General features: G+C 64.2%; 20 protein-coding genes. 14 read left to right on the top strand and 6 right to left on the bottom strand.

Features of this window, described 5'->3' with window-relative positions; translation table 11 throughout:
- Positions 1–19 precede the first annotated feature (19 nt).
- Genes ACR42D_RS01485 through ACR42D_RS01460 form a run of 6 tightly spaced genes read left to right on the top strand, consistent with a single transcriptional unit; the run spans position 20 to position 5,412 of the window.
- Positions 20–607 (top strand): F0F1 ATP synthase subunit B family protein, encoded by a 588-nt coding sequence (locus ACR42D_RS01485; RefSeq protein ID WP_484565104.1) that lies wholly within the window; start codon positions 20–22, stop codon positions 605–607.
- Complete coding sequence (gene atpH / locus ACR42D_RS01480) at positions 604–1,155, top strand: ATP synthase F1 subunit delta (protein ID WP_484565103.1); 552 nt, start codon at positions 604–606, stop codon at positions 1,153–1,155. The genes ACR42D_RS01485 and atpH overlap by 4 nt, the downstream gene beginning before the upstream one ends.
- A gap of 4 nt (positions 1,156–1,159) precedes the next feature.
- Complete coding sequence (atpA, locus tag ACR42D_RS01475; protein ID WP_484565102.1) at positions 1,160–2,668, top strand: F0F1 ATP synthase subunit alpha; 1,509 nt, start codon at positions 1,160–1,162, stop codon at positions 2,666–2,668.
- Between the two features lie 16 nt (positions 2,669–2,684).
- Positions 2,685–3,566: a F0F1 ATP synthase subunit gamma gene (locus ACR42D_RS01470; protein WP_484565101.1), complete on the top strand. Its 882-nt coding sequence runs from the start codon at positions 2,685–2,687 to the stop codon at positions 3,564–3,566.
- Between the two features lie 16 nt (positions 3,567–3,582).
- Complete coding sequence (gene atpD / locus ACR42D_RS01465) at positions 3,583–4,980, top strand: F0F1 ATP synthase subunit beta (RefSeq protein WP_484565100.1); 1,398 nt, start codon at positions 3,583–3,585, stop codon at positions 4,978–4,980.
- 12 nt (positions 4,981–4,992) lie between these two features.
- Positions 4,993–5,412, top strand: a complete 420-nt coding sequence (locus ACR42D_RS01460) for a F0F1 ATP synthase subunit epsilon (RefSeq protein ID WP_484565099.1) — start codon at positions 4,993–4,995, stop codon at positions 5,410–5,412.
- A gap of 481 nt (positions 5,413–5,893) precedes the next feature.
- Here ACR42D_RS01460 and waaF read toward each other — a convergent pair whose 3' ends face one another.
- Complete coding sequence (waaF, locus tag ACR42D_RS01455) at positions 5,894–6,937, bottom strand: lipopolysaccharide heptosyltransferase II (RefSeq protein ID WP_484565098.1); 1,044 nt, start codon at positions 6,935–6,937, stop codon at positions 5,894–5,896.
- 90 nt (positions 6,938–7,027) lie between these two features.
- Here waaF and ACR42D_RS01450 point away from each other — a divergent pair, with 90 nt between their 5' ends.
- Entirely contained in the window at positions 7,028–7,267 is a 240-nt protein-coding gene (locus ACR42D_RS01450) for a hypothetical protein (protein WP_371387565.1), read from the top strand.
- Between the two features lie 248 nt (positions 7,268–7,515).
- Here ACR42D_RS01450 and ACR42D_RS01445 read toward each other — a convergent pair whose 3' ends face one another.
- The 4 genes from ACR42D_RS01445 to ACR42D_RS01430 all read right to left on the bottom strand — a co-directional run bounded on the left by ACR42D_RS01445 (position 7,516) and on the right by ACR42D_RS01430 (position 9,937).
- Positions 7,516–8,166, bottom strand: coding sequence for a flavodoxin family protein (locus ACR42D_RS01445; RefSeq protein ID WP_484565097.1), 651 nt, complete (start codon positions 8,164–8,166; stop codon positions 7,516–7,518).
- Positions 8,167–8,399: 233 nt separating this feature from the next.
- Positions 8,400–8,738 (bottom strand): ArsR/SmtB family transcription factor, encoded by a 339-nt coding sequence (locus ACR42D_RS01440; protein WP_484565096.1) that lies wholly within the window; start codon positions 8,736–8,738, stop codon positions 8,400–8,402.
- 51 nt (positions 8,739–8,789) lie between these two features.
- On the bottom strand, positions 8,790–9,509 hold the full coding sequence (locus ACR42D_RS01435) for a M48 family metallopeptidase (protein ID WP_484565095.1): 720 nt from the start codon (positions 9,507–9,509) through the stop codon (positions 8,790–8,792).
- Positions 9,506–9,937: a 2-thiouracil desulfurase family protein gene (locus ACR42D_RS01430; RefSeq protein WP_484565094.1), complete on the bottom strand. Its 432-nt coding sequence runs from the start codon at positions 9,935–9,937 to the stop codon at positions 9,506–9,508. Before ACR42D_RS01430 ends, ACR42D_RS01435 begins: the two co-directional genes overlap by 4 nt.
- A gap of 74 nt (positions 9,938–10,011) precedes the next feature.
- Between ACR42D_RS01430 and ACR42D_RS01425 the strand changes: the two genes are divergently transcribed.
- The 4 genes from ACR42D_RS01425 to ACR42D_RS01410 all read left to right on the top strand — a co-directional run bounded on the left by ACR42D_RS01425 (position 10,012) and on the right by ACR42D_RS01410 (position 14,718).
- Positions 10,012–11,166 carry an MFS transporter gene (locus tag ACR42D_RS01425; protein ID WP_484565093.1) on the top strand — a complete coding sequence of 385 codons (1,155 nt, stop codon included), beginning with the start codon at positions 10,012–10,014 and terminating at the stop codon, positions 11,164–11,166.
- Between the two features lie 134 nt (positions 11,167–11,300).
- Complete coding sequence (locus ACR42D_RS01420) at positions 11,301–12,554, top strand: response regulator (protein ID WP_484565092.1); 1,254 nt, start codon at positions 11,301–11,303, stop codon at positions 12,552–12,554.
- A 2-nt stretch (positions 12,555–12,556) separates the two neighbouring features.
- Entirely contained in the window at positions 12,557–13,705 is a 1,149-nt protein-coding gene (locus ACR42D_RS01415) for an HD domain-containing phosphohydrolase (RefSeq protein ID WP_484565091.1), read from the top strand.
- Positions 13,705–14,718 carry an HD domain-containing phosphohydrolase gene (locus ACR42D_RS01410; protein ID WP_484565090.1) on the top strand — a complete coding sequence of 338 codons (1,014 nt, stop codon included), beginning with the start codon at positions 13,705–13,707 and terminating at the stop codon, positions 14,716–14,718. The genes ACR42D_RS01415 and ACR42D_RS01410 overlap by 1 nt, the downstream gene beginning before the upstream one ends.
- On the opposite strand, the gene ACR42D_RS01405 is transcribed toward ACR42D_RS01410, so the two are convergent.
- Positions 14,715–17,288 carry a PAS domain S-box protein gene (locus ACR42D_RS01405; protein WP_484565089.1) on the bottom strand — a complete coding sequence of 858 codons (2,574 nt, stop codon included), beginning with the start codon at positions 17,286–17,288 and terminating at the stop codon, positions 14,715–14,717. The genes ACR42D_RS01410 and ACR42D_RS01405 overlap by 4 nt on opposite strands.
- Positions 17,289–17,517: 229 nt before the next feature.
- Between ACR42D_RS01405 and ACR42D_RS01400 the strand changes: the two genes are divergently transcribed.
- The 3 genes from ACR42D_RS01400 (at position 17,518) to ACR42D_RS01390 (ending at position 20,353) form a co-directional block, all read left to right on the top strand.
- Entirely contained in the window at positions 17,518–18,066 is a 549-nt protein-coding gene (locus ACR42D_RS01400) for a chemotaxis protein CheD (protein WP_484565088.1), read from the top strand.
- Between the two features lie 215 nt (positions 18,067–18,281).
- Positions 18,282–19,553 carry an Hpt domain-containing protein gene (locus tag ACR42D_RS01395; protein ID WP_484565087.1) on the top strand — a complete coding sequence of 424 codons (1,272 nt, stop codon included), beginning with the start codon at positions 18,282–18,284 and terminating at the stop codon, positions 19,551–19,553.
- Positions 19,554–19,627: 74 nt separating this feature from the next.
- Entirely contained in the window at positions 19,628–20,353 is a 726-nt protein-coding gene (locus tag ACR42D_RS01390; protein WP_484565086.1) for an AMIN domain-containing protein, read from the top strand.
- Positions 20,354–20,420 lie beyond the last annotated feature (67 nt).

The raw sequence follows: 20,420 nt of genomic DNA, 5'->3' as shown, positions 1-20,420 counted from the left end.
CAAGAGGAGGGTTTCCACTTTGAAACGGACGTACCTGTTTTTTACGGTTCTGCTGACCGCCCTGGCGATCTCCGCGGTCGCCTTCGCCAGTGAGCACGGCCCCCATCTCGAGGGTTGGTTCCTGGCGGACTATCAGCTGGAGCGGTACATCTTCCGGCTGATCAACCTGGTGTTGTTCCTCGCGGTCATCTATTGGGCCGCCGGCTCCAAGATCAAGGACTTCTTCGTCGGACGCCGCGACGGCATCAAGCAGGATCTGGACGACCTGCAGTCCCGTCAGATGGACGCCGAGAAGAAGCTCAAGGAAGTCGAGACGAGCATCGCCAACATGGCGCAGGAAAAGCAGCAGATCCTGGACGACGCCAAGGCCCAGGGCGAAGCCATCAAGACCGCCATCATCGAGAAGGCGAAGCATGATGCCGCGGCCCTGACCGAACAGGCCAAGCGCACCGCTTCCAACGAGGCGCAGGCCGCCGTCGAGACCATCCGCGCCGAAATGGCCGAAATGGTCGTGGCCGCCGCCGAGAAGATCGTTGCCGAGAAGCTGAGCGCCGCGGACCACGACAAGCTCGTGGATGACTATTTAACAAAGGTGGTGCTCAATTGATCGGTAACGTAGTTTCCCGCCGTTACGCCAAGGCGCTCTTTGCCGTCGGCGCCGCCAAGGGCGAGGCCGAACAGGCGAAATACGGCGAACAGCTGGCCGCCATCAGGACTTCCCTCGAGGGAGCTCCCGAGGCCATGGCCTTCTTCAAGAACCCGGCCTTCAGCGCCGAGGAGAAGAAAGCGGTGGTGACCCAGCTGGTCGAGAAGATGTCGGTGGAACCGATGGTCAAGAACTTCTGCGACCTGCTGGCCGACCGCGGCCGGGTCGAGATGCTCCCCGCCATCGCCGCCGACTACAAGGCTATGATGGATGCCGTATCCGGCGTCGTCACCGGTGAACTCGTCACGGTGAGCGAACTCAACGAGGAAAGAAAATCTGCAATCCAGGCCCAGCTGGAGAAACAGGCCGGCAAGAAGCTGGAACTGTCCTTCTCCACCGACGAGTCCATTCTCGGCGGTATCGTCCTCAAGGTCGGTGACAAGGTCATGGATGCCAGCCTCAAGGCTCAGCTGCAGATTTTGAAAGAAAATATTAAAAGGGGTGAGTAGGGCAATGCAGATCAAAGCAGAAGAAATCAGCAAAATCATTCAGGACCAGATTCAGAATTACGAATCTCGTGTTGAAATGAGCGAGACCGGTACCGTCCTCTACGTGGGTGACGGCATCGCTCGCGTGCACGGCGTTGAGAACGTCATGGCCATGGAGCTGCTGGAATTTCCCGGCGGCCTGATGGGCATGGTCCTCAACCTGGAAGAGGACAACGTGGGTGTCGCCCTGCTGGGCTCGGACACCGGCGTTAAGGAAGGCGATCCGGTCAAGCGTACCGGCCAGATCTACTCGGTCCCGGTCGGCGACGGCGTCATGGGCCGCGTGGTCAACCCCCTGGGCCAGCCCATCGACGGCCTGGGACCCATCGAGTCCACCGAGACCCGTCCGGTCGAAATGAAGGCCCCCGGCATCATCGCCCGTAAGTCCGTTCACGAGCCCTGCTACACCGGTCTCAAGGCCATCGACGCCATGACCCCGGTCGGCCGCGGCCAGCGCGAACTGGTCATCGGCGACCGTCAGACCGGCAAGACCGCCGTCTGTGTCGACGCCATCCTGGCCCAGAAGACCACCGACGTGCACTGCTTCTACGTGGCCATCGGCCAGAAGAAGGCCTCCGTCGCCCTGGTCGCCGACGTGCTCCGCCAGCACGGCGCCATGGAATACACCACCATCGTTTCGGCCACCGCTTCCGAGCCCGCGCCCCTGCAGTTCATCGCCGCCTACACCGGCGCGACCATGGCCGAGTTCTACCGTGACAACGGCAAGCACGCCCTGATCTGCTACGACGACCTTTCCAAGCAGGCCACCGCCTACCGCGAAATGTCCCTGCTGCTTCGCCGCCCCCCGGGACGTGAAGCCTACCCGGGCGACGTCTTCTACCTGCACTCCCGCCTGCTGGAGCGCGCCTGCAAGGTCAACGACGGCCTCGGCGCCGGTTCCCTGACCGCCCTGCCGGTCATCGAAACCCAGGCCGGTGACGTGTCGGCGTTCATCCCGACCAACGTTATCTCCATCACCGACGGCCAGATCTACCTGGAGCCCAACCTGTTCCTGTCCGGCGTCCGCCCGGCCATCAACGTCGGTCTCTCGGTCTCCCGAGTCGGCGGTTCCGCCCAGATCAAGGCCATGAAGCAGGTCGCCGGTACCCTGCGCCTCGACCTCGCCCAGTACCGCGAGCTGGCGGCGTTCGCCTCCTTCGGCTCCGACCTGGACAAGGCCACCCAGGCCAAGCTCAACCGCGGCGCCCGCATGGTCGAGCTGCTCAAGCAGCCCCAGTACCAGCCCCTGACCGTTCAGGAGCAGGTCGCCGTGCTGTACGCCGGTACCCGCGGCTTCGTTGACGACGTGCCGGTCGATGCCGTCATCAAGTTCGAGGCCGAATTCCTCGAGTTCATGCGCAACGCCAAGTCCGCCGTTCTCGACGCCATCGCCGAGAAGGAGAAGATCGACGACGCCGTCGAAGCCGACCTCAAGGCCGCTATTGAAGAGTTCAAGAAAGGCTTCAGCGCTTAACCTAAGGGGTAGTTGAATGGCTTCGTTAAGAGACGTCCAGAATCAGATCACTGGCGTCAAGAAAACCAAGCAGATCACCAAGGCCATGAACATGGTGGCCTCGGCAAAACTGCGCAACGCACAGGAGCGTATCGAACGCTTCCGTCCGTATGCGAACAAGTTTTACGAGATGCTCGGCGACTTGGCGGCCGGTGCCGACGAATCGGTACATCCGCTGCTGGAGGTCCGTGAGGAAGTGAAGACCGTGGGTATCATGGTTGTCACCTCCGACCGCGGCCTGTGCGGCGCGTTCAATATCAATATCATCAACACGGCCAAGCGACTGGCCCAGGCCAAAGCGGCCGAGGGCAAGACGGTCAAGGTCTGGTGCATCGGCAAAAAGGCGCGCGACGCCTTCCGCAAGCTCGATTTCGAGATCGTGCGCGCCGAGGCCGACGCCATGACCAGCTTCGACTTCACCCTGGCTGCCAGCGTCGGCAACGAGCTGATCGCCGGGTACGTCGAGGGCGACCTCGACGAGGTCCACGTGTGCTTCGGCGAATTCCAGAGCATGGCCAAGCAGCCGCCCGTCGATCTGACGGTCCTGCCCATGGCGGCCCAGGAAGAGGCCGCGGGCGAAGGCGAGTCCGGATCCTCCGGAGACTACTTGTACGAACCGTCCGTAGAGGGACTGCTGGCCGAGCTTCTGCCTCGGTTCATCAAGGTCCAGGTCTACCGCGGCCTGCTGGATACCTCGGCATCCGAGCACGCGGCCCGCATGGCGGCCATGGATAACGCCACCAAGGCGTGCGACGAACTGACGGGCAGCCTGACCTTGCTCTACAACAAGACAAGACAGGCCGCCATCACTGGCGATCTTATGGACATTGTCGGCGGCGTGGAAGCGCTGAAAGGATAAAAGGGGGCTATGAAAAATGGCTAATACTGGTAAAATCGTTCAGGTAATCGGCGCCGTTGTCGACGTCGAATTTGCCGAAGGGAATCTTCCCAACATTCTGTCTGCGTTGGATATTAAAAACCCCAACAACATAGACGCACCCAACCTGGTCTGCGAAGTCGCTCAGCATCTGGGCAACAACGTGGTTCGGACCATCGCCATGGACGCCACCGAAGGTCTCGTCCGCGGCATGGAAGCGGTGGACACCGAATCTCCCATCACCGTTCCCGTCGGCTCCGGTTCTCTGGGCCGCATCATGAACGTCGTCGGCGAACCCGCTGACGAAATGGGCCCGGTTCCCTGCGAAAAGCGTCTCCCCATTCACCGTGAAGCCCCTGCCTTCACCGAGCAGTCCACCAAGGTCGAACTGCTCGAGACCGGCATCAAGGTCGTTGACCTGCTCATCCCGTTCCCCAAGGGCGGCAAGATGGGCCTGTTCGGCGGCGCCGGCGTCGGCAAGACCGTTATTCTCATGGAGATGATCAACAACATCGCCAAGCAGCACGGCGGTATCTCCGTGTTCGCCGGCGTTGGCGAGCGTACCCGTGAGGGCAACGACCTCTACCACGAGATGAAGGAAGCCGGCGTTCTGGAGAAAGCCGCCCTGGTCTACGGTCAGATGAACGAGCCTCCGGGAGCCCGCGCCCGCGTCGCCCTGACCGCCCTGACCTGTGCGGAATACTTCCGTGACGAGGAAGGCCAGGACGTGCTGCTCTTCGTTGACAACATCTTCCGCTTCACCCAGGCAGGCGCGGAGGTCTCCGCACTGCTCGGCCGCATGCCTTCCGCGGTTGGTTACCAGCCCACCCTGGGCACCGACCTTGGTAAGTTGCAGGAACGCATCACCTCGACCAACAAGGGCTCCATCACCTCGGTCCAGGCCGTTTACGTGCCCGCCGATGACTTGACCGACCCCGCGCCGGCCACCACCTTCGCGCACCTTGACGGTACCCTGGTTCTGTCCCGTCAGATCGCCGAACTGGGCATCTACCCCGCAGTCGACCCGCTGGACTCCACCTCCCGCATCCTCTCCCCGGACGTCCTGGGCCAGGAGCACTACAACACCGCGCGTGAAGTCCAGTCCGTGCTCCAGAAGTACAAGGATCTGCAGGACATCATCGCCATTCTCGGTATGGACGAACTGTCCGACGAGGACAAGCTGACCGTCGCCCGCGCCCGTCGCGTGCAGCGCTTCCTGTCCCAGCCGTTCCACGTCGCCGAGGTCTTCACCGGTGTCGCCGGCGTGTACGTCAAGACCGAGGACACCGTTAAGGCGTTCCGGGACATCCTGGACGGCAAGTACGACGACCTGCCCGAGCAGGCCTTCTACATGTGCGGCCCGATCGAGGAAGCCATCGAAAAAGCCAAGCAGTAAGCGAGGTAACTCATGGCCACTATGAAGCTTGAAATTGTCACTCCCGACCGGAAGGTTCTTTCCGAGGACGTGGATTACGTGGGCGCGCCCGGCATCATGGGCGAATTCGGCGTACTGCCGAACCACGTGCCCTTCCTGTCCGCTCTCGGGATCGGCAATCTTCACTACAAACAAGACGGCAAGGCGTACTACGTCTTCGTCTCCGGTGGCTTCGCCGAAGTCAGCAACAACCAGGTCACCATCCTGGCCGAGGTTGCCGAAAAGGCTACGGAGATCGATGTGGAACGCGCCATGAAGGCCAAGGAACGCGCCGAACAGCGCGCCCAGGCCGCCAAGGAAAAGATCGAGGCAGCCCGCAACCAGGCAGCCCTGAAACGCGCCATCACGCGCATGAGCTGCAAGTCCAACGGACAGGGCGCAGGCACCTGCTGATACCGATCTATTCCCCCACCCGATAACAAAAGGGCGGCTCCGCAAGGAACCGCCCTTTTTCATGCGTTGGGCGCCTCCGGCGGCCGAGGGAAGGGGAGAGGGAAACCCTTTGAAAAGGGCTTTCCCTCTCCCCTTCCCCCGGACCCCCATCCCCTCTCCCTTCCTAAACTTCTTGGGTGCCTTCGGCAGATACGGTTAGCAACGTTGCGCTGGCTCGTTGTATCCCCTAAAAAAAACGCGATTTCGGGCGCCCAAAAAGGCGTGCTCCCTTTCACGAAGAAGCACGCCGTCCCACCTTTTTTTGCATCCGAAATCGCCACCCAGCCCGGCGAAAGGCGTCCCCGCCCCCGAGCGCAGCTCGGCAACGGCATTCTTAAGGCCCTCGGCCTTAAGCGGGTGCAGGGCAGCGCCCTGCCCGCCGGAGGCACCCGCCCGGCGAGGGCCCGCCGGAGGCATCCCCGTCCCGGTCAGTCGGCTTCGATCAGGCCAGGCCGAGCTTGACCTTGAGCGCGTTCCAGACCCGGTCCGGGGTGAGGTCGCGCATGCACTTGAAGTGGTCTTTCGGGCATTTCCTCGGGCCGTGCAGGCCGCAGGGGCGGCAGTCCAGGCCGTTGTTTTCCAGGACCGTGGAGTTGTTCCCGCGCGGGAAGAAACCGAGCCGTTCCACAGTCGGGCCGAACAGGGCGACCAGGGGAACGTCCTGGGTCCAGGCCAGGTGCATGGGACCCGAATCATTGGTCAGGTAGGCGTCGAGCCTGCCCAGGTAGGCGGCCAGTTCCGGGAGCGACAGCTGCCCGGCCAAGTTGGTCACCCTATGCGGGTCGGTCCGGGCCAGGTCGATAACCTGCGCGGCCACCTGCTCCTCGCCCGGCCCGGCAAAGACGAGCACGTGCGCGCCCTCGTTCACGGCGCGGCTGACGATCTCACCGAAATATTCCACGGGCCAGCACTTGGTCGGCCAGGTGGAGCCGGGATGAACGCCGAGCACGGGCCGGTCGAACCCGAAGGTCTCCCAGAAATGGTCGGCCGCGCCCACCGCCTTTTCAGGCAGGACCAGCCGCGCCTGCGGGGCCGGGCCGGTGATGCCCAGCGGCCGGACCAATTCCATGAGCCGCTCGATCTCGGCCAGCTCCTCGAAACGCCGGTCCACGGTCTCGGTGTAGGCCAGCCGGTTGTACCACGGCCGGTTGTAGCCGATGCGCCGTCTGACGCCCGTGGCCCCGGCCACCAGGGCCGAGCGCAGGCTGGTATGGGTGGATATCCACAGGTCGAACCCTTGGCGGCCGATGTCCCAGCCCAGCCGCACCGCCGCATTCAAGGACTTCTGCGTGCCGCGCTTGGCAAAAGGATGCACCTGCGCGATCTCGGGCTGGCCCTCGAACACGGACTGCACCCCGGCGCGCACGAAAAAGTGGATCTCCGCGTCCGGATAACGGTCCTTCAGCGCCCTGAGCAGAGGCAGGGTCAGGACCGCGTCGCCCAGGAACGCGGTCTGCCAGACGCCGATTTTTTTGTATTCGCGCATGGGGTGTAGATGTATCCTGTCGGACAGGTTCAGGCAACATCTTGATCTGCGGACGGCCAACGGCTACTGTCTACCGCAAGGAGCCCAACCATGAAATACATCATGTTCGAAGACTTTTCCGGCGCCGCCGTGCCCATCATCTTCCCCAGCCGCATCAACTTCGACGAGATGCGCGAACAGATGCCATACACCACCGCCCTGTCCGCCGGATATATCACCCTGACCTCAGAGGGCGTGCGCTGCCACGGCCAGTCCAAATCCCTGCAACTCGAAGCCGGGCCCGAAGACGCCGCCATCATCCAAACCAAATTCGAAGACGCCGAGAGTTAGCTGAAAGGCGGCCTCCGGCGGCCGGGGGAAGGGGAGGAAAAACCCTTTGAAAAGGGTTCTTTCCTCCCCTTCCCCCGGACCCCCATCCCCTCCTTTTCCTAAACTTTCTGGTGCCGCTTCGCGGGGGCGTGCAGGCTTTTGTCGTGCTTTTTTTACCGAGACTAGGACGTCATGGAGAAAAGATCGGGGCCGACATGCTGGTGCGTGTCGGCCCCGATCTTTTGGACAGGATTAGGGGTGGGTGTTGATCAGGCCTGGTATCCCCGGGCCAGGCGTGCGCCGAGTTTCCTGGCCGCCCGGCAGTCCTTGGGGAACTGCTCCGCGTGATGGCGGGCCTTGTCCTGCTTGTCGAAGCCGGTTTCATACTTGTCGAAATCCTTGTACTGGCTCGTGTTCGTGGACAACAGAAGCTCGCAGCTTCCGAAATGGCGGGCGAGGAAGGCCCGGGTCCGTTCAAAGGTGACCGGGTAGCCCAGGGTCTCGAGCATGCTTTCCGGCACATTCATGGTGTAGATCAGACCAGTCGCGATCTTTCTCGGGAAATGCGACTTGGTATAGTCCGCGTAGTTGAGATACGGGAACTGCACACGCTCCAAGAAGGCCCGCGCACAGGCCGATTCCGTGCCGTAATACACCGGGCTGCCCACGAGCAGCGCGTCCGCCTCACGAACCCGATCCAACACCGGCTTGAGCTCGTCCTTGAGCGCACACACGCCGATCTCCTTGCGGCCCAGCCGCTTGCAGGCGAAACAGCTCGAACACCCCTTGAAATCGAGGTCGTAGAGATGGATCAGCTCCACCTCGGCTCCGGCCTCGCGCGCGCCCTCCAGTGCATGCTCGATCATGGTCGCGGTATTCCACTTCTTCCGCGGACTGCCGTTGAAGGCCATCAGTTTCATACAAACTCCTTGTTCCGCGCGGTCCGGCCGCACGGGTTTGATCATTCTAGACTTCACGAATTATCGAAGGCACCGGCTAAAAAAAAGGCGTTCTCAACCCAACAAACCCGACACCGCGCCGAGGCGTATAGCCGGGATGCAAAGGTGCGAACCTTTGCCCGCCGGAGGCGAAGTCACCCGACCATCGCCGCGAAGCGGCCTTCAATTCCCGATTTCAACAAGGGCTGCCAACTCTACCCATTCAACACATGGCGCAGCTTGTCGGCGGCTTCCTGGTCCACCCAGAAAAGCACGGTCTTGGCTTCGCGTTTCATGTGGATGAGTCCGGCCTCGCGCAGTTCCTTGAAGTGATGCGACACCGTGGACGGGGCCAGGCCGAACCGTTCGGCGAACCCGCACTGGCAGTTGCGGAACTCCTCGGGCGACTTGGCCACGGACTTGCAGACGCAGGACGCCAGCTCGCGGTAGATGCGCAGCCGGTGCGGATTGGACAGCGCCTTGAACATGCGCGCCATCTGCTCCAGTTCATCCTCGGGGGCGGCGGGCGGTGTTTCGGCCTTTGACTTCGACATGTTCCGAAGCCTACAGCGACCGTGCCGCGACGTCAACCCGAAGCGGCGGACTCAGCGAAACCAGGCGGGCACGTAGCGATTGCCCCGGCTGACTTCGTTCTCCAGCCGCCGGTAGTCGGGCTCGAACCCGGCCACGCAGGCCCAGTAGGCCGGGGAATGGTTCATGTGGCGGGTGTGGCAGAGCTCGTGCAGAAGCAGGTGGTCCACCAGGTCGGGCGGCAGAAACAGGAGCTTGGCGTTCAGCGAGACGGTCCCGCGCGACGAGCAACTGCCCCAGCGGGTCTTCTGCCGCCGCACGCGCAGGGCCGAGTATGGCAGGCCGGTCCGGCGGCTGGTCCGGTCGAGCCACGGCAGGAGCACCTCGCGCGCCTTTCTCACGGTCAGGGCGCGCAGCTTTTCCAGGATCGGTTCACGGTCGGCCAGGGGGCCGGACACCTGCCACCGGGCGGCGTTCTCCGTCAGCCGGACCGCGCCCGGCCGGTCCAGGTAGTCCACCCGCACGGTCCGCTCCCAGGCGCGGTATTCGATGACCTCGGGCAGTTCGGGCAGAGCGCCCGAAAGGTCGGTCCCGGCGGCGAGCATGCGGTCGCGGGTGCGCTCGATCCAGGTCCGCTTCTCCTCCAGGATGGACGGCACCAGCGAAGGGTCGAACCGTTTGGGCACGACCACCTCGAGGCCCCGGCCCGGGATCAGTTTGACCAGCACCCGCTTGGCGCGCGGGTTGGCCTTGACGGCCAGGGGCAGCCCGGCGAATTGCAGCCCTCCGCTCACCCGGCCAGGTCCTCCTCGGTGCGCACGGTGATGCCGTGCTCCTTGAGCAGCCGGGCGAACAACCCGTCGCCCGCCACGCACGTGGAGGTGAAGGTTCCGTCGTAGACCTCGCCCGAACCGCAGGACGGGGAGCGGGTCTTGAGCACGGCCTGGCGGCAGCCCATGAGCCTGGCCAGCCTGAGCCCCTCCTCGGCCCCGCGACGGAACTCGACGGTGCGGTCCGCGCCTTCGGCGTCGACCACCTTGTCGCCCAGGATTTCGCACGGGGGACGGGGCGTGGGCAGACCGCCGTAGACCTCGGGACAGAACGGCACGGCGAGTCCTTTGCGGACCAGGTCCACCACGGGCTCACAGGGATAGGCATCGCCGCTGTAGCGGCAGAATATGCCCGCCAGGCAGGCGGACACGAGAATGGGGGTATCGGGCATGGGCCGATTCTACACTTGATCTTTGCCGGGTCCAAGTCCTATTGTCTTGCTCCCCCAACCAAGGAATCATTCTCATGACAGACGCGGACAAGAAACGGCGAATGTACATCTTCCTGCTGGTGCTGGTCGTCAGCACCGGCGCAGCCTTCCAGGGGTGGCGCACCCTGCTCAACAACTTTGCCGTGGAGGTGGCCGGGCTGGACGGCCTGGGCATGGGCGTGGTCCAGTCCGTGCGCGAGGTGCCCGGCTTCCTGGCCCTGCTGGCCATCTACATGATCCTGATCATCTCCGAGCACCGCCTGGCCGCCCTGTCCGTGGTCGTGCTCGGCCTGGGCGTGGGACTGACCGGGGCCCTGCCCTCCCTGGGCGGGCTGGTCTTCACCACTCTGCTCATGAGCTTCGGTTTCCACTACTACGAGACCATGAACCAGTCGCTGACCCTGCAGTATTTCGACCGCACCGAGGCCCCGGTGGTCATGGCCCGGCTGCGGTCCATCACCGCCCTGACCAACATCAGTGTGGGCGCGATCATCTACTTCCTGGCCAAGGTCCTGGGCTACACCGAGATGTTCGCCCTGCTCGGCGGGGTGGCCGTGGCCGCCGGGCTATGGGGGCTGACCCGCGACCCGTCGCGGGCCGACCTGCCGCCCCAGGTCAAGAAGATGACCTTCCGCTCCCGCTACTGGCTCTACTACGCCCTGACCTTCTTAAGCGGCGCGCGGCGGCAGATATTCACGGTCTTCGCAGTGTTCCTGCTGGTCACCAAGTTCGGCTACACCATCGAGCAGGTGACCATCCTGTTCGTCTGCAACAACGTCATCAACTACTTCGCCAACCCGATCATCGGACGGTCCATCAACCGGTTCGGCGAGCGCTCGGTCCTGACCGTGGAATACACCGCCCTGGCCGTCATCTTCCTGGGCTACGCCCTGACCGAGAGCCCACTGCTGGCGGCGTCCCTCTACATCCTGGACAACATCGTCTTCAACTTCGCCATCGCCATCAAGACCTTCTACCAGAAGATAGCGGACCCGCAGGACATCGCCTCGGGCATGGCCGTGGGCTTCACCATCAACCACATCGCGGCCGTGGTCGTGCCGGTCACCGGCGGCCTCATCTGGATGGCCGACTACAAGCTGGTCTTCCTGGTGGCCGTGGGCCTCTCCCTGGCCTCCCTGGCCCTGGCCCAGCTGGTCACCAGGCAGGTCCGCGCCAGCGAACAGGGCTGATCCCGGAACCGGACCGGCGCAGGGGCCGGAATTCGTCGGAAGAAAAGGGAATCTTATAATTCTCCACGCCCGCGTCTTCGTGTACGGTGTATTGGAAACATACTTTTCCGCACCGGAACAAGGAACGCCACCCGATGAAGAAGATACGCTTGCTCTTCGTGGACGACGAGACCAACGTTCTCGCCGCGCTGCGCCGAATGCTGCGGAACAAGAGGGACCACTGGGACATGGTCCTGGTCAACTCCAGCCAGGCCGCCCTGGAGGTCCTGGAAAAGGCCCGATTCGACGTCATCGTCTCCGACATCAAGATGCCGGGCATGGACGGGGCCGAACTGCTCACCCGCGTCAAGGACGCCTACCCCGGAACCATCCGCATCGCCCTGTCCGGGCAGGTGGACCTGAACGAGGTCATCCGCTCCATCCGCTCCGTGCACCAGTACATCTCCAAACCGTGCACGGCGGAGGCCCTGGTCGCCCGCATCGAGGGGGCCCTGCAGTCCAAGGAGGTCCTGACCGACCCGGAGATGCTCAAGCTGGTCACCGAGATCGACGCCCTGCCGGTCATCCCCAAGGTGTTCCAGGATATCCGCGACGAGTTGGCCAAGCCCGAGCCGTCCATCGACCGCATCGCGGACTCCATCACCCAGGACGTGGGGCTCATGGCCAAGATCCTCAAGCTGGTCAACTCGCCCTTCTTCGGCCTGCCCACGCACATCGACTCCATGCACAAGGCCATCACCATGCTCGGGCTGGAGACCATCAAGGCGCTGATCCTGTCCACGCACCTGTTCACCTCCTACGACCAGCACGCCCTGTCCGGGCTCAAGCTGAACATGCTCTGGGAGCATTGCTTCCGGGTGGCCAGCATCGCCCGGCTCATCGCCGAGTGCGACAAGGCGGACAAGAGCGTCATCGTTCACTGCCGCATGGCCGGGCTGCTGCACGACGTGGGCAAGCTCATCCTGATCAACTACTTCCCCGAGCGGTACGGCCAGGTCCTCAAGTCGGTCCGCGAAAAGGGCGGCCCGGTCTTCCGCATGGAACGCGAAGTCTTCGGCACCTCCCACGCCGAGATGGGGGCCTATCTCATGGGACTGTGGGGCATGTCCCACGAGGTGGTCCACGCCATCGGCTACCACCACGACCACCGGCCCTCCAACGACTACATCCCCAACGTGGTCACCGCGGCCAACTCCATCGACCACCACTGCGTGATCTTCCACAAGGACTACTCCCGGATCCGCATCCGGGAGGACATCTCGCCGGGGCTGTTCGAGGAGAGACGGCTGCACACCTGGCTGGACTATATCGCCGATCACTGGCGGGACATCGACGATTTCAACTGCGCCGACGACAACCTTCTCAACAACATCCTGGACAGGGGGTAGCCATGAAACCGCGCATCCTGCTCGTCGATGACGAACCGAACGTCCTCTCCGCCCTGCGCCGCCAATTGCGCGAACTGTACGAGGTCGACGTGCAGTCCTCCCCGGCCGAGGCGGTGAAGCAGCTGGACCGGGCCAGGCCGTACGCGGCGGCCGTGTCGGATTACCGCATGCCGGGCATGAACGGCATCGAGTTCCTCAACGAGCTGAAGAATCTGAGCCCGGACACCACCCGGCTCATGCTGACCGGCTACGCGGACCTGGACAGCGCTATCCGCGCGGTCAACGACGGCAACGTCTTCCGCTTCCTGACCAAGCCGTGCGAGCGCGACAACCTGCTCAGGAACGTGGCCGACGCGGTCCGCCAGTACGAACTGGTCACGGCCAGGCGGGTCCTGCTGGAAAAGACCCTCAAGGGCAGCGTGGACCTGCTCAGCGAGATCACCGCCATGGTCAACCCCCACGCGGGCGAGCGCATCAACCGCGTGCGCCGCTACGTGCGCTATTTCGCCGAGAAGAAGGAGCTCAAGGACCTGTGGCGCTACGACATCGCGGCCATGCTCTGCCAGCTCGGCACGCTCATCCTGCCGCCGGGCACCCTGGAGACCCTGGAGGGGGGCGGGGAGCTGACCCCCGAGCAGGTGCAGATGTGGGAGATGCACCCGGTCATCGCCCAGAGCCTGGTGGCCAAGCTGCCCCGGCTGCAGTCCATCGCGGACATGATCGCCTACCAGCTCAAGGGATTCGACGGCACCGGCACCCCGCGCGACAACATCAAGGAGGAGGACATCCCGCTGGGCGGGCGCATCCTCAAGGTCGCCCTGGACTACGACATGGCCCGGCAGCGCGAGGAGAATCCGCAAAAGGCCTTTTTGAGCATGGAGAAGAGCATCGAGGAGTACGACCCCGAGCTGATGTACTACCTCGAAGGCATGCTCGGGGTGGAGGCGCGATACGCCATCCGCACCGTGACCCTGCAGGAGCTCATCCCGGGCATGGTCCTCCACGAGGACGTGGTCTCCAGGCAGGGAGCCCTGCTGGTGCGCAAGAGCCTGGAGCTGACCAAGGACAAGATAGACCGCATGCACCTGTTCGCGGAAAAGGTCGGCATCCCCGAGACCTTCACCGTGCTCGTGCCGGAGAAGGTGGACTGATGGCCTGGCGCGAAGCATACAAAACCGTCCCGGTGCTCATGGTGGACGACGAGCAGAAGGTCCTCGACGCCCACCGCAGGACCCTGCGCGCGAATTTCGATCTGCACACCGCCCGGGGCGGAATCGAGGCCCTGGATCTCATCCAGGCCCGTGGCCCGTTCACCGTGGTGGTCGCGGACTTCAAGATGCCGGACCTGGACGGCATCTCCCTGCTGGCCAAGGTCGCCGAACGCTACCCGGACACCGTGCGCATGATCCTGACCGGCCACGCGGACATGGACACCGCCATCCGGGCCGTGAACACGGGGGCCATATTCCGTTTCCTGACCAAGCCGTCGGCCCCGGAAGAACTGATCATGGCCATATCCGCGGGCATCGAACAGGCCGAGATGATCCGCGACGCCCGGGAGCTGGAAATCATGCGCCGCCTCAAGGACGGCTTCGAGCAGACCCTGCACGCCTTTACCCGGCTGGTGGAGTTCCGCGACCCGTACACCTCGGGCCACATGGACCGGACCGCCGACATCGCGGTCATGATCGCACAGCGCATGGGCATGGCCGAGGACGACATCGCGGGCCTGCGCCTGGGCGCCATGGTCCACGACATCGGCAAGGTGGCCGTGCCGTCCCACATTCTGAACAAGTTGGGCGAACTGTCCGACGCCGAATTTTCGATCATCAAGGCCCACGCCGAGGTGGGGGCCGAGATATTCAAGGGGCTGGGCGTGGAATGGCCCATCGCCCGGATGATCCGGGAGCACCACGAGCGGCTGGACGGATCCGGCTACCCGGACGGTCTTTTCGGGGACCAGATACTGCTCCAGTCCAGGATATTGTGCGTGGCCGACATCATCGACGCCATCATCACCCACCGGCCCTATCGCCACGGCCTGGGCAAGAGCGAGGCCATGGGCTACCTGCTCGAAGGACGGGAGCGGCTGTTCGACCCCCGGGTGGTGGACATCGCCCTGGAACTCATGGAGGAAGGGCTCATCCGCGAACCCGGCGACTAATCCGCCGGAGGCTCCTCAAAGGGCAGGCGGACCGTAAAGGTCGTGCCCTCGCCCTCCACGGTATCGATCTCGATGCGGCCGCCGTGCATGCCGACCACGACGTTGTGGGAGATGGCCAGCCCCTGCCCCGTGCCCTTGCCCACCTCCTTGGTGGTGAAGAAGGGGTCGAACGCCTTGGCCGCCACTTCCTTTGACATGCCCGTGCCCGTGTCGTTGACCTCGAGCACCGCGAACTCCCCTTCGCTCCGGGTGCGGATGGTGATGGTCCCCTGCCCTTCGCTGCCCTTGATCCTGGATTCGATGGCGTGGGCCGCGTTGACGATCAGGTTCAGGACCACCTGGCCCACCTCGCCCTTGAGGCAGAAGACCGGGGCCAGGGTTTCGTCCGGGGTGAAGTCCATGGACGCCACGTACTTCCACTCGTTGGTGGACACGGTGATGGCGTTCTGGACGATCTCGTTGAGGTCGTGGAACGCCTTGGCCAGTTCGCCGGGATGGGCCAGCTGCTTGATGGAACGGACGATCTCGGCGATGCGCTTGAGCCCGGCCTCGGACTCTTCCAGGGCGGCGGGCACGTCCTCGGCCAGATAGGTCATCTCCTCCTCGTCCAGGGCCGCCTCGGCCCGCTCGCGGAACCCCTCGTCCGGGAAGAGGTCGGGGTGCTCCCTGACGAACAGGACCAGCTCGCGGCAGCGTTCGACGGCCTTGGAATAGGTACCGCAGGAGTCGTGCAGGAACTGCAGGTTCGAGGTCACGTACTGAGTCGGGGTGTTGATCTCGTGGGCGATGCCCGCGGCCAGCTCGCCGATGGACTCGAGCTTCTGGGACTGCCGCAGTTGCGACTCCACCACCAGCTGCTGGGAAATGTCGCGGCCCAGGCCGACAAAGCCGATCAGCTCGCCCGCGTGGTTGCGGATGGGCCCGATGCTCGACTCCAGGGTGTACCGTTCGCCGTCCTTGCGCCGGTTGACGATCCGCCCCTTCCAGACCTTGCCGCTGGTGATGGTATCCCACATGTTGGCGAAAAACTCGTCCTTATGCTCCCCGCTGGCCAGGAGGCTGGTGGCCCTGCCCACGGACTCGGCCCGGGAGTAGCCGGAGACCGCCTCGAAGGCGGGGTTCACGTAGGTCATGACCCCGTTGAGGTCGGTCATGACGATCATCTCGGCCGCCTGATCGATGGCCGCGGTCAACCGGCTCATGGCCAGCTGGGCCTCCTTGATCTCGGTGATGTCGGTGAAGGTGTGGATGTTTCCGGCGACCTCGCCCCGGGTGTTGCCCATCTCGACCACCTGCCACAGGGCCCAGGCGAACTCGTCGTTGCCGGACATAAGCCGCAGCTCGACCTTGTCCGTGGCCGGGCCGACCCGCTCCAGCCAGTGCTTCCAGACCAGCTTGCGGTCCTCGCGGTGCACGCTGTTCAGCCATCCCTGCCCCGCCAGCTGGACCGCCGTGGCCCGGGTCATCTGATGCATCTTTTCGTTGGCGTAGAGCAGGTTCCCGGCGATGTCGGTGATGATAATGGCCACCGGAGAGGCCTTGGCCAACCCCCGGAAGCGTTCCTCGGACTCCTTCTGGGCCGTGCTCGCCTTGTGGATGCGCGTGGCGTCGTTGCCGATGCACAACAGCTCGACGGGCCGCCCCTGGTCCATAATCAGCTTGACCGTCCAGGACACGTAGCCCACCCGGCCGTCGGCCATGCGCACGGGGATCTCGTTCTGGCGGTTCTCGCCGCCGATAACCTCGACCACCTGCTCCAATCCATGGCCCTCGGACTCCACGTCGAAGAAGGACATGAGCGTGCCCCCGAGCAGTTCCCCGTCCCTGCCGGCCAGAAAGGTGCGGGCAAAGGAGTTGGCAAACGTGATTTCGCCCGCCTCGTTGATGCGCAGGATCAGGTTGTTGGCCCCCTCGACCAGGTCGCGGTAGCTCTTCTCGCTCAGTTGCAGGTCGTGGATCAGCGGCTCACTGACCTTGAGGAACAGGAAGGCGCAGACCAGGGTCAGGCCCAGGCCCACTCCGAAGACCTTCACGTTGGCCCGGATGTACGGTGCGCGGATTTCCTTCAGGTCGACCCTGGCCACCAGGCCGAGCCTGCCTTTGCCGAGGTCTATGGGCGCGTAGGCGGCGATGACGTCCACCTCCTGGTGATCGGGGCCGACCATGGTCCCGGACTTCCCGAACAGGGCCCGTCTCATGGGCTCTTCGCCTACCCCGTCCAGGGGGGACCGGGCATCGGGCGCGGAGAGCGACACGGGCATGCCGTTCTTCAGGAGATGGAGGATGCTCGGGCCGTCGATCCGGGCCACGATGAATTCGCAGGTCAGGCTCTGGAGTTTGAAATTCCGCTGGGCCCGGCCTATGTGGTAGAGGATCGCATCCCGGGTGGCCGTGGGCACGGCCGGGGCCTGCTCGGCCCGGGGTATCCGGGCCATCTCCTCGGCCAGTCTGGCCTGGCTCTGGACCAGCTCCTGGAGCCGGCCCCGCTCCTCCTCGATGGCCGTCCTGAACATCAACTGCGTGCCGTACATGGACACCGCGGCCACCAGCGCCACCATGATGAGCAGCAATGTGAGAATTCTCCGATTCCGTCCCTTCATGGGGTCCCTCCGAACCTTGCTGGTTACATGAATCGTGGCGGATTTTCCATACGCGCTCTTTTATAATTTGGATTTCCGGTATTATTTGTGTACAAGGCGTGCCGGAAAGTCGGTGGGCGGTTGACTTTAGACACAAAAATGAAGCATTTTATAGTATGATAAATCCTCTGGGGCACCGCCCCCTTAACCGGAGATGCGAATGAACACGATTAGGCCGGACATGGCCAAGGTCTTTTTACAAACGGGCGACTGTTTCATCGGCGTACAGCCCACACTGGTCACGACCATCCTCGGTTCCTGCCTGGCCGTAACCATCCACGCCCCCAAGATGGGCATCGGCACCATCTGTCACGCCTTTCTGCCGGACAGTTCCGCAACCCGCCACCAGAGCCCGGAACCGCAGATCTGCCGCTACGTGGACACGGCCCTGCAGAACATGCTCGAGACCATGGACAAAATCGGCGTGCCGCGCCGGGAGCTGTGCATCAAGATGTTCGGCGGCGGCCAGGGCGTGGCGGTCAACAACATGGAGCCCTCGGGCTCGTACAACATAGGCAGGCGCAATATCGAAATGGCCAAGAAGCTGCTCAAGTTCGCCCGGCTGGATGTTCAGGCCCAGGACGTGGGCGGCTCCCAGGGCCGCAAGCTCATGTTCAACACCCAGACCGGGGACGTCTGGGTCAAGAAATTGAACAAGACCCAGCTCGCGGCCGTGAACGAAGGCGGTTCACGGGGCTCGAAATTCTAGGAACCGGCACGCGTCCGGACCGATCAGCCCTCTTCGACGCCTCGGTCCCGATCCCGGCCCGGGAGCATGCCCTCGCCTCGACCGGGCCCCGCCTGGACGATATACGCTCATTCACGTTAGACTTGCCCGACTCGCCCGACTCCGGCAGACGGAACATGGCGGCGGCAAGGCGTTGAGGCCCCGGGGAAGGGGGCCTTAAGAATGGAGTAGCCGCCATGCAGGAATATCCGGTGACAGTCGATCCCGAGCTCGCGCCCATCATGGACCGCTACCTGCGACTGCGGCGCGCGGGGCTCGCGGCGCTGCGGGCGGCAATACGGGCGGACGATTTCGAGGCCGTGCGACGCCAGGGGCACGTGCTCCGGGGCAGCGGCGGTTCCTACGGCCTGCCCCGGCTGACCGAGCTGGGCGCGGCCATGGAAAACGCGGGACGGCAAATGGATGGGGCGGCGGCCGGACGGCTGGCCGACGCCGTGGAGGAGTTCATCGACAACGTGGACATCAGTTACCAAGAAAGGAAGCCCGCAATGCGCATCCTCATGCTCGCCATTAACGATCCCGCCGGGACCGCCATCCAGTTCTGCAAGGCGCTGAACCGGCACACGGCCCACTCGGCCCGGCTGGTCACCCTGGAGACCCGCTACACCCACGACTGGGAAAAGGACCTGCACGTCCCTGACCTCGGCCCGGACGGCATGGAGGAGGTCGCCATTCTCATGCGCGAGGCCGACGTCTTCCATTTCCACATGACCTGCGACGAGAACCAGCCCTTCGGCCCGCTCAAACCGGCCGACTACATCAGGGGCAAGGCGGTGGTCCACCATCACCACGGGCACCACGACTTCCGCTCGAACCCCGAATCCTTCCGCGAGAAGTACCGCAGGCTCAAGCGGACCAACCTGCTCGTGTCCACGCCGGACCTGCTCAAGCTCCTGCCCGAGGCGCGCTGGCAACCCAACCTGGTGCCCATCGACGACCCGCTGCTCAAGCCCATGGGGGGCCGTTTCGACGACCCGGGCCAGCTCAAGGTCTGCCACTCGCCCACGCGCAAGGACCTCAAGAACACCGAGGAATTCCTGGCCGCGGTCAAGTACGTCAACCGGCGCAACGTCTACATCTCCGTGGACATGATCGACGACGTGCCCAACCACGAGTGTCTGGCCCGCAAGCGGCGCTGCCACGCCCTGTTCGACCACATGCAGGGGTACTACGGCGTGTCCAGTCTGGAGGGCCTCTCCCAGGGGCTGGCCGTCATCGCCGCCCTGGACGACTGGAACCGGGAGCGCATCGCGGAGTTCGCCGGGACCGGCGACCTGCCATGGCTCACGGCCACGAACCAGGACGAACTGGCCGATCTGCTGCTGCGCCTGGCCAAGGACCGCGACTACTGCGAACAGACCGGCTCGGCGGGTCGCAGCTTCATGGAGGCGTGCTGGTCCGACAAGCGCATCGCCTCGGATCTGGCCGACTATTACGACTCCCTCTGACCCGTTCCGGCTTTGCCTTTGGACGACAATTCCAGTATAGACCACTGGAGTTTTTCAATCCGCAAGGGGTATGCATGTCGAATACGTTCAGGCACTGGTTCCTTTTCCCGGCGGCCTGCGCCATGGCCGGGCTTCTCGCCCTGACCCTGACCATCCGTCCGGGCCTGGCCCAGGACCAGGCGTCCGAGGGAATGCGCGACAGAACGCGCAACGCCGTGCGCATGGACGTGGACTTCACGGTCCTGCCCAAGGTTCTGCCCGACGGCAGCGAGGCCCCGGCCACGTCCGCCGCCCCCGCCGAGGAGCCCCTCACCCCCGAGCCGGAGCTCCCGGACGCGGCCGACGCCGCTCCCCCCGCGCCCGCCGAAGAGCCCGCCGCCGAAACCCCGACCGCCCCTCCGGCCGCCGAGACCCGGCCCGCCCCGGAACCCGCGCCCGCCGAGCAGGCGGAAGTCCCGGCCATCGGCCCGGCCGAGGGCCCCGGCGTGATCCGGTCCGTGGCCCTGGACGAGACCGGACAAGGCTTCGCCATCAAGGTGGTCGCCGACCGGCCCGTGGGCCAGGCCACGTTCATGAACCTGAACAACCCCAGGCGGCTGGTGGTGGACATCCCGGGCAAATGGACCCGCAGGGGCGTCAACGTGCTCCGCTCCGAGGGGGCGGTCCGGCACATGGTCATGGGCGAACACCCGGACCGCTTCCGCATGGTCGTCCATTTCCGCACCCCGCCGAAAAAGAACGTGACCCCCGAAATCCGCAAGGCCGGCGACGAGCTCCACATCCTGGTCGCCCTGCCCTAGCCGGGCGGCTGTCGCGCAATTGTAACATGCGAGTCATTGGCTCGTAACTCCACCGGGTTACTCGTGG

It is taken from the genome of Pseudodesulfovibrio sp. lm2024 (genome assembly GCF_051175575.1).
GTDB classification, from domain to species: domain Bacteria; phylum Desulfobacterota; class Desulfovibrionia; order Desulfovibrionales; family Desulfovibrionaceae; genus Pseudodesulfovibrio; species Pseudodesulfovibrio caledoniensis.
Note: the sequence above shows the minus strand (reverse complement) of the source record. Positions and strands in the feature narration are given on the sequence as shown.